Below are 15,224 nucleotides of genomic sequence, written 5' to 3' on the forward strand. Positions count from 1 at the left end.
CGATTCACATAAAGTAAATGCATAGATGAGCGAACAATCTTTTGAAATGATTGCCAAAACCTTCCAAGGACTGGAAGAGGTACTGGCACAAGAGCTGACTGCACTGGGCGCCAACGAAATAGAAATAGGCCGCCGCATGGTATCTTTCAGTGGTGATAAGGAAATGATGTACAAGGCAAACTTCTGCCTGCGTACAGCCATCCGGATACTGAAACCCATCAAACACTTCACAGCCAAAGATGCCGACGAGGTTTACGAACAGATTAAAGCCATCCGATGGGAAGACTATCTGGATACGGACAAGACCTTTGCCGTGGACGCGGTTGTATTCAGTGAAGAGTTCCGTCATTCCAAGTTCGTTTCCTACAAGGTGAAGGATGCCATCGTGGACTATTTCCGCGAGAAGACCGGCGAACGTCCCGGCGTGCGTGTCAACAAACCGGACGTGCTGCTGAACATACACATTGCCGAAACCAAATGTACGCTGTCTCTCGACTCCAGCGGCGAATCGCTGCACCGCCGCGGTTATCGCCAGGAAGCAGTAGAGGCCCCGCTGAATGAGGTGCTGGCCGCCGGCATGATATTGATGACCGGCTGGCGTGGCGAATGCGACCTGATAGACCCGATGTGTGGTTCGGGAACCATTCCCATCGAAGCGGCGCTGATTGCACGCAACATCGCTCCGGGCGTATTCCGCAAGGAGTTCGCTTTCGAGAAGTGGGTGGATTTTGACCAGGAGCTGTTCGACACGATATACAATGACGACAGCCAGGAACGTGAATTTACGCATAAGATATACGGTTACGACAACAGCCCGAAGGCAAACGAAATTGCCACACACAATATAAAGGCTGCCGGCGTAAGCAAGGACGTGGTATTGAAGCTGCAACCTTTCCAGCAATTCGAGCAACCTGCGGAGAAATCCATCATCATCACCAATCCTCCCTACGGTGAGCGTATCTCTACCAACGACCTGCTGGGCCTTTACTCCATGATTGGCGAGCGTCTGAAACATGCCTTTACGGGCAACACCGCATGGATTCTTTCTTACCGGGAAGAGTGCTTCGACCAAATCGGGCTAAAAGCCACCTCCAAGATACCTTTATTCAATGGTGCGCTGGAATGCGAATTCCGCCAGTACGAAATCTTCGATGGAAAGTACAAGGAATTTCGTGCCGAAGGCGAGGAGTTGAGCAAGGAGCGCAAAGAATTTCGTCCGGCTTCTGGGGAACGGAAAGAGTTCAAACCCGGAGAAAGACGCGAATTCCGTCCCCGATTCAGTGGAGAGAGACGTGAATTCGGTAGCGAAAGACGCGAGTTCAACGGCGAACGCAGACCAAGAGAATTCAAGGACGGCGAAAAGCGCGAATTCCGTCCGCGTGAAAGAAGAGAGTTCAAGGATGGGGAAAGACGGGAGTTCAGACCGAGGGAAAGACGTGAATTCGGTGGAGAACGCAGAACAAGGTCGGGTGAGTCTTACCCGGAAAGCAAAAGAAGAGAGGCGGGAAAGAAGGAAGAAGAATAACACGAACAATGACAAGGAGAATGAATGCAAAGAAAATAAGTAAGAGCATTCTTGCACTGCTGATAACAGTACCTGCTCTGCTTGCAACAAACGCTATGGCACAAGAACTAAAAAAGCCGACCCTGGAAGATCTGATTCCCGGAGGTGAGACCTACCACAAACCGGAAAACAAATCGTACCAGTGGTGGGGCGATGCCGCTTGTCTGGAACTTGGCATCGACAATATAGAAGGTACATGGGCTGTCAAAGGATTAGGTGCCAAGCCCGGAGAGAAATTCACTGCCATCACATTGGAAGAAGCCAACGCGCTGCTGGAAGAAAAAGGACTTGGAAAACTGCGTCACTTTCATGCTGCAAAGGCTGTCAACGTACCCCGAGGCGTCAATCTGGGTATTCAAGTCCAAATAGACCCACTCCTGCTGCTGAACACCGGCAAGTACCGTGCCCTCGTCGACTGGAAGAAGAAAAAAGTCATCTGGAGCCAGCCTTGCCCCGCCCAAGCCGCAAATGAGGATTGGAACGAGGTAAGCCGCCATTTGGCTTATACTATCGGCAATAATCTCTATGTGATGACCGGTGACGGGCAAACCCTGAAAGTCACCAACGAACCGGAAGGTATCGTCTGCGGACAAAGTGTGCACCGCAATGAATTCGGCATTTCAAAAGGCACTTTCTGGAATCCTGCCGGGGACCTGCTGGCCTTTTATCGAATGAACGAAAGCATGGTCACCCCCTATCCATTGGTTGACATCACGACAAGAATAGCACTGGTGGATAAAATACGCTACCCCATGGCCGGCATGCTCAGCCATCAGGTAAAGGTAGGTATCTACAATCCGGCTACTCAAAAGACCATCTATCTGGACATGGGCGACCCAAAAGACCGCTACTTCACCAACATCACCTGGGCACCGGATGGTAAAAGCCTCTATCTGATAGAGCTAAACCGAGACCAAAACCACTCTAAACTGTGCCGGTACGATGCGGAAAGCGGAAAGCTGCAACAAGTGCTCATCGAAGAGAGACATCCCAAATATGTGGAGCCGCAATCTCCCATTCTATTCCTGCCATGGGACAGCCACAAGTTCATCTATCAAAGCCAGCGTGACGGCTTCAACCATCTGTACCTATACAATACGGAAGGGGAACTGCTGAAGCAACTCACCTCCGGCCCCTGGCTTGTACAAGACATCGTAGGTTTTAACCGGAACACGAAAGAGCTCATCATCAAGAGTACGGAAATCTCTCCTTTGCAGAGCAACCTTTACGCTGTCAACCTGAAGAATGGCAAACGCAGCTTGATAGGAGACCCAACCGGCATGCACTCGGCACAAATCTCCGGTTTCATGGGAACTTACCTCATCGACAATGCCTCTTCGCCCACTTGCCCCCGTATCATAAAACTGATGTCCACCAACCCGAAAAAACAACGGGAACACACACTGCTGACAGCCAAGAACCCCTACGAAGGCTTTGAAATGCCCAGCATAGAAGTAGGCACCATCAAAGCCGCCGACGGCAAGACAGACTTGTACTACCGCCTGATAAAGCCTGCCGACTTCGACCCGGCAAAGAAGTATCCCGCCATCGTCTACGTATACGGCGGCCCGCACGCCCAGATGATAACGAACGGCTGGATGAACGATGCCCGCGGCTGGGACATCTACATGGCAAACAAAGGCTACATCATGTTCAGCCTCGACAACCGTGGCAGCAGCAACCGTGGACTGGAGTTTGAAAACGCCACCTTCCGCCAGCTGGGCATCGAAGAGGGCAAAGACCAGGTGAAGGGCGTAGAATTCCTGAAAAGCCAGCCTTATGTGGACGGAGAGCGTATCGGAGTGCACGGCTGGAGCTTCGGAGGACACATGACTACGGCGCTGATGCTGCGCTATCCCGAAATTTTCAAGGTAGGCGTTGCCGGCGGACCGGTTATCGACTGGGGATACTACGAGATAATGTACGGTGAGCGCTATATGGACACTCCGCAAGCGAACCCGGAAGGCTATAAGCAGACAAATCTGAAAAACCTTGCCGGTAACTTGAAAGGACATCTGCTCATCATACACGACGACCACGACGACACCTGCGTGCCGCAGCACACCCTTTCATTCATGAAGGCGTGCGTGGATGCCCGTACCTATCCCGATTTGTTTATCTATCCCACGCACAAGCACAACGTCCTGGGACGCGACCGTGTGCATCTGCACGAGAAGATAACAAGATATTTTGAAGAATATCTTTAATGTACAATGTACAATTTGCTATGCAGTGCGGGCGTGCAAATAGGGAGTAGATGGTAGAAGAAAGAAGAGAATAAAAGAGAGAATAAATCATTAAGTATAACAATCTGTACAACTTACCTGATGCCCCACAGCACAGACAAATTGTACATTGTAAATTGTAAATGAACCCATGAAAGTATTATTATTAGGCTCCGGTGGCCGCGAACACGCTCTGGCATGGAAGATTGCCCAAAGCCCGAAAGTAGAGAAACTATATATTGCTCCCGGCAATGCAGGTACAAGCGAAGCAGGCGAGAATGTGAACCTGAAGGCGACAGACTTTCCCGCACTCAAGGCCTTTGCCCTTGAGAAAGAAATCGACATGATTGTTGTGGGTCCCGAAGACCCGTTGGTACAAGGCATCTTCGACAGCTTCAAGGAAGACCCTGCCACCTGCCATATCGACATCATCGGCCCCACCGCCAAAGGTGCTACACTGGAAGGTAGCAAGGAATTTGCCAAAGGCTTCATGATGCGCCACAACATCCCCACTGCCCGCTACAAGAGCATCACCGCCGACAACTTGCAGGAGGGACTCGACTTCCTCGCTTCCCTCGAAGCGCCTTACGTACTGAAGGCCGACGGACTGTGTGCAGGCAAGGGCGTGCTGATTCTCCCCACACTGGAAGAAGCTCAGAAAGAGCTGAAGGAAATGCTGGACGGCATGTTCGGCGATGCCAGCGCCACGGTAGTCATTGAAGAGTTCCTCAGCGGCATCGAATGTTCCGTATTCGTGATGACAGACGGCCGCCACTATAAGGTATTGCCCGTAGCCAAAGATTACAAGCGTATCGGCGAAGGCGACAAAGGCCTCAACACCGGCGGTATGGGCAGCGTTACTCCCGTACCTTTTGCCGACGAAACATTTATGGAAAAAGTACGCACCCGCATCATCGAACCTACCGTAAACGGTCTGCTGGAAGAAGAAATCGGCTACCAAGGCTTCATCTTCCTGGGACTTATCAACGTGAAGGGCGAACCGATGGTGATTGAATACAACGTCCGCATGGGCGACCCCGAAACCGAAAGTGTAATGCTGCGTATCAAGAGCGACCTGGTAGACCTACTCGAAGGCGTTGCCCAGGGCGACCTCGACCAGCGTACACTGGAATTCGACCCACGCACAGCCGCTTGCGTCATGCTGGTGAGCGGAGGATATCCGGAAGCCTACGAAAAGGGCAAGGTGATGACCGGATTCGAGAAGGCTGCCGAAACAGACAGCATCCTCTTCCATGCCGGAACAGCCACCAAAGACGGACAGACCGTAACCTCCGGTGGCCGTGTCATCGCCGTCTGCTCCTATGGTGAAACGAAGGAAGAAGCCTTGCAGAAGAGCTACCGCGTGGCCGACATGATAAACTTCGAGAAGAAATATTTCCGTCGCGACATCGGATTTGACTTATAAATGAGAACGAAGAGATTCCAGAACCGGATAACGGCAGGGCGGTTCACACTACCCACCGCTATCCTGATTTCAGTATCCTGCTGGATACTGACCGCTGTTCTGTTGCCCGAGACGGAGACACAGCAAAGCGGATATTCCCTTTGGGAAACATTCTGCGACTTCTGCATCCCCACCTGGGCAAACCGTCTCTTCAGCTTTATTCTGTATGCCGTCATCGGGTACTTCCTAATACAGCTCAACAATACGTTCGCCATCATCCGGATGCGGGCATCGGTACAGACTTCTGTCTACTTCCTGCTGATATCCGTCTGCCCCAGCCTACACATGCTGTATGCGGGAGACTTGGCAGCTGCCTCCTTCCTGGTGGCACTGTTTTTCCTCTTCAAGAGCTACCAGCAGGCACGGCCCACAGGCAGTCTCTTCCACGCCTTTGTCTTCATCGGACTGGGCAGCCTGCTTTTTCCGCAGCTCATGCTGTTTGTCCCCATCTTCTGGATAGGTGCCTACAACTTCCAGTCTCTCCAACCCAAAAGTTTCTTCGCTTCCTTGGTAGGATGGAGCGTACCCTACTGGCTGTTACTGGGACACGCCCTCTACTACGGGCAAATGGAACTCTTCTGCCAGCCCTTCCGCGAGCTGGTGACCTTCGCTCCCACCCGGTTCGACTATCAGCCGTGGGAACTCGCCACCCTCGGGTATCTCCTTGTTCTGTTCATCGTCAGCGCGGCACACTGTCTCATTGCCGGCTATGAAGACAAGATACGCACCCGAAGCTATCTACACTTCCTCATCCTGCTGAATTTCTGCATCTTTGTCTATATCGGACTGCAACCGGTATTGAGTGTCCACCTGATGTCCTTCCTGCTCATCGGTGTCAGCATCCTGGCGGGACACTTGTTTGTACTGACAAATAGCCGCAGTTCCAATATATTCTTCATTTGTGCATTTATCGGATTATTCATTCTATTAGGATTCAACATATGGACGCTTTTGTAGATACACTCGTACAGCTGCTAATTGACTGGGGATATGTCGGTCTGTTCATCTCTGCCCTATTGGCAGGAAGCATCATTCCGTTCAGTTCCGAGATAGTGATGGTAGCACTGGTCAAGGTCGGTCTGAGCCCGGCACTGTGCGTACTCTCCGCCACCTTGGGAAATACGCTGGGAGGCATGACGTGCTACTACATGGGACGTCTGGGACGTATAGACTGGATTGAGAAATATTTCAAGGTAAAAAGGGAAAAGATAGAACGGATGCAGCATTTCCTCCAAGGGAAAGGGGCACTGATGGCTTTCTTCGCCTTTCTGCCTTTTGTGGGAGAAGCCATAGCCATTGCACTGGGCTTCATGCGCAGTAATCTGATGCTGACCACCACGTCCATGTTTGCAGGGAAACTGGTGCGCTACATAGCTATGCTGTGGGCACTGCAAGGAGCCATTTCGATGATGAATTATTGACATGTAGTGAGTTTGAGCAATAGATGTATAGATACAACGCGTTGGATGTATAGATGCAACGTGCTGGATGTATAGATGCAGCACGCTGGATATATAGGCGCAACAACACGCTGAATCACAGAGAATTAAACTAAATAAAAACATTCAACAAAAGCAGAAGTGATGCAACGAATCATAGAGAAGACGGAAGACGGAAGTGCGACACTGTTTGTACCGGAACTGAATGAACATTATCATTCGGTAAAGGGGGCACGTACAGAATCACAGCACATCTTCATCGACATGGGACTGAAAGCATCCGCTACTGCCCGCCCGCATATCCTTGAAATCGGTTTCGGCACCGGGCTGAATGCCCTGCTTACACTGGAAACTGCCGAAAAGGAAAAGAGACCTGTGCACTATACCGGTATCGAACTCTATCCGCTTGCATGGCCGGAGGTGGATGCGCTAAAATATAGCGACAATCCTCTGTTCGAGGAACTGCATCGGGCTGCGTGGGAAGAAGAAGTTGCCATAACTCCTTATTTCACACTGAGAAAAGTGCGGGCAGATATCGAAACAATAAGCATCGACAGTTTGTTAATGATTAATAAATCTCCGTTCGACGTTGTCTACTTCGATGCTTTTGCACCCGAAAAGCAACCGGGAATGTGGGAGGAAAAAGTCTTCCGGAATATCCATGCCGCCATGAGCACTGATGGCGTGCTGACCACCTACTGCGCCAAAGGAGTAGTACGTCGCATGCTGCAAGCCATAGGATTCAAGGTAGAGCGTCTTCCAGGCCCCCCCGGAGGGAAACGGGAGATACTGAGGGGAAGGAAAGAGGAAGTGATAATGGATAAGGAATAGTTGATAATGAATAGTTGATGCCCCCTGCCACAGCGCAGCCAAATTGTAAATTGTAAATAGTAAATTGTAAATGAAAAAGTTTTGTTTTTTACTCCTCATAGCCACCTTGCTCTTCTCGTGCAAGCAAGGAGGCCAACAGAACAAGAAGAATGACGATAAACCCGTGATTACCGTCACCATCGAGCCGCTGCGGTATTTCACCGAAGCCATTGCCGGCGATGAATTCACCGTCGTCAGCATGGTGCCCAAAGGTTCAAGTCCGGAAACCTACGACCCCACGCCCCAGCAGCTTGTCGACCTTGCCCAAAGCAAGGCCTATTTCCGCATCGGCTACATCGGTTTCGAGCAGACATGGACGGAAAAACTGACGGACAATGCTCCCCACCTGCAATTCTTCGATATGTCCGAGAATGTGGAACTCATTCTGGACGATACCCATGCACATCATCATAAAGACGGGCATGTACACGAAGGCCATACGCACGCCGGTGGTGTGGAACCCCACATCTGGAATTCCACCATCAACGCCCAAATCATTGCCGGAAACATTCTGAATGCACTCTGCGCCATAGACAAAGCCAATGAAAGCGTCTACATGGAACGTTACAACGTACTCATCCGGCAGATAGAGCATACAGACAGCCTCATCTGCCAGATGCTTTCCAGCCCGAATGCCGACCGTGCCTTCATGATTTATCATCCGGCACTTTCCTACTTTGCCCGCGACTACAACCTGCACCAGATTCCTATCGAGGCAGGTGGAAAGGAGCCCTCCCCCGCCCATCTGAAGAGCCTGATAAACTCCTGCAAGAAGGAGAAGGTACGCATCATCTTTGTACAGCCGGAATTCGACCGCCGCAATGCCGACCTTATCGCCCAGCAGACCGGAACCCGGGTAGTGGCTATCAATCCCCTCTCATACGACTGGGAGGAGGAGATGATGAATACGACCAGAGCGCTTGTAAAAGAGTAAACGATGATTCTGTCCATTTAACGAAGAAGAAGCTATGCCTGCATCCCCCATTATAGAGATAAAGAACCTCAGCGCCGGATACGATAACCGGACCGTACTGCATAATATAAACCTGACTATCTACGAACGTGATTTTCTGGGTATCATCGGTCCCAACGGTGGTGGAAAGACTACCCTTATCAAATGTATACTGGGACTGCTGAAACCCACTACCGGGGAGATTCTATATCACTCCTGCCCCCCATCCCCCTCCGAAATTGCCAATTGTCAATTATCAACTGTCAATTGTCAACTATCCATGGGTTACTTGCCCCAGTACAGCAGCATCGACCGGAAATTTCCCATCACCGTAGAGGAGGTCATCCTTTCAGGACTCAGCAGCAAGAAGCCGCTGGCTTCACGCTTCACCGCCCGACACCGCGAGAAAGCCTCTGCCGTGATAGCCCGCATGGGGCTGGAAGGCATGGAGCAGCGTGCCATCGGCGCTTTGAGCGGCGGACAGTTGCAACGTGCCCTCCTGGGCCGTGCCATCATCTCCGACCCGCAGGTGGTGATTCTCGACGAACCCAGCACATACATCGACAAGCGTTTCGAAGCCCGCCTCTACGAACTGCTGGCAGAGATAAACAAGGATTGCGCCATTATTCTCGTCAGCCACGACATCGGCACGGTGTTGCAGCAAGTCAAGTCCATTGCCTGCGTCAACGAAACCCTGGACTACCATCCCGATACCGGCGTTACGGAAGAATGGCTGGAACGCAACTTCAACTGCCCGATAGAGTTGCTGGGGCACGGGACACTGCCGCACAGGATATTGAAAGAACACAAGCATTCTCACGGATGACTGGAAGCAAAGGAGGCCGGCCCATTGTAGAACCGACCTCCCGTTACCCTTCCGAATAACTATCCGACAATCTTCTTACCCGTCATTTATATTGGAAAGCCTTATACGAATGGGGTAGTAATGACAAACGGAAAGAGTTCTTTGGTGTCACCGGACGCCTGCTCTGTACGGGTTCGGCAGGAAGGGGAGCCAGAATATCCCCATTCTCCAGATTTTCCAACCTCGTCACCTCATCATCGGTAACAATACGCACTTCCACCGGTTCATCATTGAAGTTCTCCACCACCAGTGTTTTATTGTCATACACAAACAATCCGACTTTGGAGGGAGCCTCCAGATAGATATCCATATCCCTACTCATAATGCGGCGAATCTCATTCAAGGCTTTTGCCGGAAAATCATATAAATTTCCCATATCATCGGGAATGGTCAATACATATAGATTGCCGGCGGCATAGGGAGCTCTCAACAAAATAGGATACCCCGATACTCCTCCCGTCAACGGACGGCCCGCACTGACTACTTCCCAAGCATCATTCGTATAATACTGAACCTGCGGTATCAATAAATCGCGTCCGGCTTGTCCATATCGGCCAAAATCATTGACAAGAGCTTTCAAATCGGTACAACGCAACTCTACTATTTCGGCAATTTTTTCAGGAATGGCTTTCAGCAAGCCGCTTGTAATCACCACATCCCGTCCGCTTTGCAATTGCTTCCTAATGTCGGTCATGAGCTCCGGAGCTTGAGCCGCCTGGGCAGTCAGCAGCACCACTTGTTGGTCTTTCGGAAAAACGGGACGTATATCCATCGGCAAACCTATCATGCCCAGATAATTCTGCAAGAAATCATCACCCGCCACATGAAAAGGCTTGTAGGACTTGATGCCAATGGGGTTACCCAACTTACCTACCAGTTTATCAGTCTGTTTCAATACAACATCCGCAATGCGTGCCATGGTGGTAGGCTCTATGGAAGTTCCGTTCTTCTGCCGGATAGGGGCAGTCATCTCATCATAATTAAAGCTGGTGCCCATGCCCTGCCAAGGGGTACGGAACCTGGGAGACAACTTCACGCCCAGAAGCTGGTTATAGGCAAAGAGAATGATTTCGGGAGCCTTGGCAAGCATGGTCAGATGCAGCTGCTCAGCATAGCGGTCCATACCCAGATTCAGTCCACCGGAGTCCACCCATCCTCCACCATTGTAGCCCGGACGCAGATTATCAAAATAACGGATAATATTATAGCTTAGATAATTCTGCAGATGCTGGTTGCCGGCAGGGTCCCTTGTTTCGGTACCCGTCCAGACACCGTCAAAGAGTTGGGGACCTTCCTCCAGATTAAAGCCCAAACCTTGGAAATGGTCGTACCAGTTGGGATACTTGATGATTACCTTTACACGAGGATTCACCTTCTTGGCAGGTTTCAGCACAAGGTCGCGCCCGGCTTCAGTCATCAGCTTCAAACGGTATTCCGTCCAGCTCTGCGTACCTTTGGCTTTTATCTCTATGTCCGACTTGCAACTGGTGAAGAAAAAGTCATCCAGAATAAACTCGTCAAAGTGCTTTGCCGTATGTTCTGCAATCTTTCGCACCATCTCACGATGCTCGGGATTGGAATAGCAGAACGTCTCGAAACTGTTCGCCTCGTTGATGGTGTAGGTAATTCCTCCGGCAGTCTCTATTCCCCGGTCATGGAAAAATTTCTTAGCTTGCTCCAGGGTGGCGTCATCCACAATCAGTAAATCACGATGTGTTTCCAAATAAATCTTGTCCACTTCCAACTGTTGTGAAATCACATTCCAAGTCGAATCCAGCCAATGGATGTCCTTCATCTTGTCTACCTCGTAGGCACGTACATAGACCGATACCTTAAAATTGTCATAAGCTTTTGCCTGCATGGCCATAGTGCAGACCATGCAGAGCAGAAAAGCTACAATTACAAACTTATCTACCTTTATTTTACTGTTCATTACCATTCAATATTTTCTGAGATGCCAATACCATATACATAAACCACGTAGCATGTCCGCCCAAACAGTACTCACCTTCCTGCCATAAGAACGGGAAATGAAGTAATTCGGGCAAGTCGGGACGAATCAGATTTGTACCCGGAGACACTCCACCCGGAATATAAGACCAGTCGGCACGGTTGACACCATAGGCGGCTTTCATCGTTTCGGCACCGACTCCCGTTACAAACGCTGCCTGATTACGTCCCGGATGCATACCGAGCAGGTATTGGACAGCATTGAAAATATAGTCCGGTGCAAACAAGTCAGGATAGGCAGCATGCAGGTAACAGTAATTGTAGCCCAGATGCTGGGGTTCCCATGAACCGGAAGAACGGTTACCTCTGTCATGCGGCACTCCATACGGAGTTTTACTGCTATACTCCTGATACATAGCCTGCAACTCCGGCAGTGCTTTGCGAACAGCCTTGCTGAAACGTGCATTTCTCACAGCTTTGTCGAAACGTCCGATGAACCAACCCGTCTGACGGATATTCTTGCAGATGAAATCCTGCTGCTGCAAAACGAAATCACGGTACTCCACTTCCTTTGTCGCCAGATAAAGTTCTACGGCAGCATGTACCTTGGCTGTCAGCACCCGGTTGTTGTCGCAGCGGGTAATCCTGAACAATTCACGGGCTATCTCCAGACAATCCGCTCCCAATGCATCGTTATGTCCCTTCAAGACACGTGAAATACCTGCCAGCCAGGCAGCCACCTGAAGTTCCCTACCAGGGTTGTCCTCCGTAAACACCCAGCGGTCGTCGGCAGTCCCACTGACATGGTCTGTATGGGCCGACGCATCACCCAAGTGTGCATACTGGCGTACGGTAGGACACAGAATCCCTCTGTAGAGACGCCCCAGAGCCTTCCAACCCGCCACTATCGTCAAAGCACCGTTTTCCACCTGCTGCAACAAGTCATTCTTTCCATCCGGCTGGTGAATCTCGACTATCTTCTTTTCAAAATCTATGGAAGTCTCGTCCCAATAGGCACCAAAGTTCTCACAAGCCATGGCAAGTATATAGGCCTCGCCTGCCTGGGATTCCACACGCAGGTCATAGTCCCCCGCATCGTGCCATCCACCCACATTCAGCCCTGGAACCAAATCACCCGGCTGGTACTTACAAAGAGTAGAGGTTCCCTGAGTATATCCGTCTATATGGTTGATATCGGTTTTGGCCATACGTGCATCGTCATGATGACAGAAGTCATGCCATACACGGTATTTTTCGTTCACACGCATGTGGCACATCTGTACCGGCAAGAAGTATTCCACCTCTGCCTGCCAGATACCCTTGTCCCACACATCTTTGGCAATGCGGAACACCGGAGAAGCAGCATCGCCGTACATTACCTGATAGAGCCCTTCTTCCGTCACTTCCGTGAAATCGAACTGCAGATAGTGGTAGCGTTGGAAATCTCCCCAATCCTTGGCAGCCTGCTGCTTTACCAGTTTCCTGCCATCGGCAGCAATGCGATAAAGGGCAGGTTGCTTGAAGTCTGTATCCCGTTTATCCAACTCTATGACAGCCACTTTCTTCTGTCCAGGATGGTAACCTACTTGAGAGGCTTGCACCACCGGTGCATAACGCCAGTCTTTAGTGACTGTCGGACGGATTATCCATTTCACCGCACCTTCCTTTGTACCTGCCGGGAACTCCGAACGGAGCACAAACCAACCGTTGTTATGATTTATCCTTCCATCATACAGCAACAAGTCTCCTTTCTCACTTTCAATCGTAATCTTTGCCAAATCATCCTGAGGATTGAGTACAAACTTTTTCCCTGCGGCCAAAGGAGCAGAGACGATATCATCGGCAATCATCGGGTTATAAGTCTTTCTATCCAACAGCAACTGGTCCAAATCAGCTTTCCCGCCAGGGTTGAAATCTCCGATATGCTCCATGTTGGAAGACTGTTTCATGGTGGGCCCCATCGCCTGGTGGGGAAAGACTCCCGTCCGGTTGTCCATAATCCACGGCTTGCCCAGCAAAGTGGAAGGTACCAATTCCAGATTAAAGCCCAACTTGCCGGCAAACCGCTCGGGCACCGGTTGGTCCAAATCAACGGTCAATACCAGATAATCCTTCTCGCCTTTGACCTTAATGGTATAGCCAAAAACAAAATCCGGATAAATCATCGGATTAAAGCCTGCCATATGTTTGGCCGAATCCGGATAACTCAATGTGACACGGATTTCATTGTCAGCCTCATCCACCACCCTGCTTCTCATCTTGGGCAATCCCTGCCACTGCCCTTGCGAGATTTCAAAGCGCACATCTCCATTGGCAGCCCTGCGGTCTCCATTCAAAACAAGGGTCAGTCCTCCCTGGTGTCCTTCAGGGTAGACGTCACTGAACACCATCACATTGGCCCCGCCATTCTCAAAATATCCCGATGGATTGATTCTGAAATCCTGGGCGTGCAGCCCCATACAAAGCATCAGTGATGCTGCACCTGCTATAAATTTCTTCATAAATACTATTTTAAACGATTATGTATTTCTACTCCCAAGCGTACCGTATGATACGGGCAACGCCACATACTCACTTTGGGAGTATCCTTCTTGGGTTCTCCATCAAAACAATCACTGTACCATTCACCGTATTCCCGGTCTATCATACAGTCCTTTACGAAAGTCCAAACCGTATCGGCCGATTGCAGATAAACGTCATTCCCGCTGATTTGCCAGGCATTGACACAAGCTATCATCGTTTCAATCTGGCCCCACCATGAGGCATGCCCGGTTGTTCTTCCGCCCTTCTTTTCATACATCATATACCCTTTGTCACTCAGTCCTTCCACCAAGCAAGCATCCGTCACATCCAGCGCAAGCCGATTCGCCCTATCCATCAGTTGACGGTCTTCTAACACACGGGCAGCCTCACAAAGCAGCCATCCCGCCTCTACATCATGTCCATAAGAGTCCATCTCAACCAGACTGTTCCATGCATTATCAAAGAACAAATTAAAATGCCTCCTTGAAGAGTCATAAATACGGTCCATAAACAACTCGGCGCAGAACTTGAGTCTTTTCCTCAGTCCGTCGTCTTTCCAGCATTGATATAAAAGGGTATAAGCTTCCAGCACGTGCAAATGCGCATTCATAGTCTTGGATGCATTGTTATCATAATTATCCAGTTGTTTCCAATCTTCAGTAAAAGATTCCACATAACCGTCATATTGCGGTTCGCGGCCTTTCTCCTCCAAGGTATGATATAAACCGACAGCCATATCCAGACTCTCGCTGTTACCTGTTGCCAGATAGTGTTCAGCCAGCCCATAGATGGCGTAGGTCATGGCATACGTATATTTGGAAGCATTCAGCACCTCACCGTCAGGATTGACCAGCCAATATACCCCACCATGTTCCTTGTCTATAAATGTATCAATGAAGTAGCGTTGCGATTTATCCGCAAGCTTCAGATAAGCCTCATCCTTAAACGTACGGTATGCGGCAGAAAAACTCCACAGAATCCGGGCATTCAGAACCCCTCCTCTCGGAGCATCCACTACCGGAGTACCATTCCGCAATACAGTTCCATAAAAACCGCTGTCGGGAGCCACTGCATAATCCATCCAAAACGGCAACACGCTGTCCCTGACATTCGTGACAATCTCTGTACGCATGCGTGTCTGCATATCTGTCTCCCCTGAATGCGACCGGCAGCCTGCCAGACAAGACGCAACCAGCAGTGCTATCCAATAAAACATCTTCCTTTCCATAATTATTCTCTAAAACCATCAAACTTTTCCTTGTTTAATTCCCCGTTTATCAGAGACTGGTGTTCGTCGTCTCAAGTACTGGTGTTTGTCATGTCAGACACCGGCTTTCATCACGACAGACGCTGACGTCTATCACAACAACT

Annotated in this window: 11 protein-coding genes; 8 read left to right on the forward strand and 3 right to left on the reverse strand. The window is 50.2% G+C overall.

All coding sequences use genetic code 11. The annotated features are described in order from the left end of the window. Positions 1 to 25: 25 nt before the first annotated feature. From DXD78_RS18815 to DXD78_RS18850, 8 genes are all read left to right on the forward strand, one after another. On the forward strand, positions 26 to 1,525 hold the full coding sequence (locus tag DXD78_RS18815) for a THUMP domain-containing protein (RefSeq protein ID WP_009037570.1): 1,500 nt from the start codon (positions 26 to 28) through the stop codon (positions 1,523 to 1,525). Between the two features lie 20 nt (positions 1,526 to 1,545). Beyond that, positions 1,546 to 3,771 (forward strand): DPP IV N-terminal domain-containing protein, encoded by a 2,226-nt coding sequence (locus DXD78_RS18820; protein WP_009037569.1) that lies wholly within the window; start codon positions 1,546 to 1,548, stop codon positions 3,769 to 3,771. 169 nt (positions 3,772 to 3,940) lie between these two features. Then, on the forward strand, positions 3,941 to 5,215 hold the full coding sequence (gene purD, locus DXD78_RS18825; RefSeq protein ID WP_009037568.1) for a phosphoribosylamine--glycine ligase: 1,275 nt from the start codon (positions 3,941 to 3,943) through the stop codon (positions 5,213 to 5,215). Then, the gene (locus DXD78_RS18830; RefSeq protein WP_005834261.1) at positions 5,216 to 6,211 is read left to right on the forward strand and encodes a hypothetical protein; all 996 of its coding nucleotides are present in this window, start codon (positions 5,216 to 5,218) and stop codon (positions 6,209 to 6,211) included. Continuing rightward, on the forward strand, positions 6,196 to 6,675 hold the full coding sequence (locus DXD78_RS18835) for a YqaA family protein (RefSeq protein WP_005830979.1): 480 nt from the start codon (positions 6,196 to 6,198) through the stop codon (positions 6,673 to 6,675). The genes DXD78_RS18830 and DXD78_RS18835 overlap by 16 nt, the downstream gene beginning before the upstream one ends. A gap of 162 nt (positions 6,676 to 6,837) precedes the next feature. Then, a complete protein-coding gene (gene mnmD, locus DXD78_RS18840; RefSeq protein ID WP_034529232.1) occupies positions 6,838 to 7,524 on the forward strand; it encodes a tRNA (5-methylaminomethyl-2-thiouridine)(34)-methyltransferase MnmD in 687 nt (228 codons plus the stop codon). A 70-nt stretch (positions 7,525 to 7,594) separates the two neighbouring features. Next, entirely contained in the window at positions 7,595 to 8,497 is a 903-nt protein-coding gene (locus tag DXD78_RS18845; protein WP_009037566.1) for a metal ABC transporter solute-binding protein, Zn/Mn family, read from the forward strand. Positions 8,498 to 8,531: 34 nt separating this feature from the next. After that, entirely contained in the window at positions 8,532 to 9,341 is an 810-nt protein-coding gene (locus tag DXD78_RS18850) for a metal ABC transporter ATP-binding protein (RefSeq protein ID WP_009037565.1), read from the forward strand. 82 nt (positions 9,342 to 9,423) lie between these two features. Here DXD78_RS18850 and DXD78_RS18855 read toward each other — a convergent pair whose 3' ends face one another. From DXD78_RS18855 to DXD78_RS18865, 3 genes are read right to left on the reverse strand one after another with little or no spacing between them, the layout of a single operon-like run. Then, complete coding sequence (locus DXD78_RS18855) at positions 9,424 to 11,313, reverse strand: hypothetical protein (protein ID WP_172679951.1); 1,890 nt, start codon at positions 11,311 to 11,313, stop codon at positions 9,424 to 9,426. Continuing rightward, the gene (locus tag DXD78_RS18860; RefSeq protein WP_009037563.1) at positions 11,303 to 13,831 is read right to left on the reverse strand and encodes a glycoside hydrolase family 9 protein; all 2,529 of its coding nucleotides are present in this window, start codon (positions 13,829 to 13,831) and stop codon (positions 11,303 to 11,305) included. The genes DXD78_RS18855 and DXD78_RS18860 overlap by 11 nt, the downstream gene beginning before the upstream one ends. A 5-nt stretch (positions 13,832 to 13,836) precedes the next feature. Next, positions 13,837 to 15,081 carry an AGE family epimerase/isomerase gene (locus DXD78_RS18865; protein ID WP_005830990.1) on the reverse strand — a complete coding sequence of 415 codons (1,245 nt, stop codon included), beginning with the start codon at positions 15,079 to 15,081 and terminating at the stop codon, positions 13,837 to 13,839. Positions 15,082 to 15,224: the final 143 nt, after the last annotated feature.

It is taken from the genome of Bacteroides sp. D20, from assembly GCF_003436255.1.
Lineage (GTDB): Bacteria > Bacteroidota > Bacteroidia > Bacteroidales > Bacteroidaceae > Bacteroides > Bacteroides uniformis.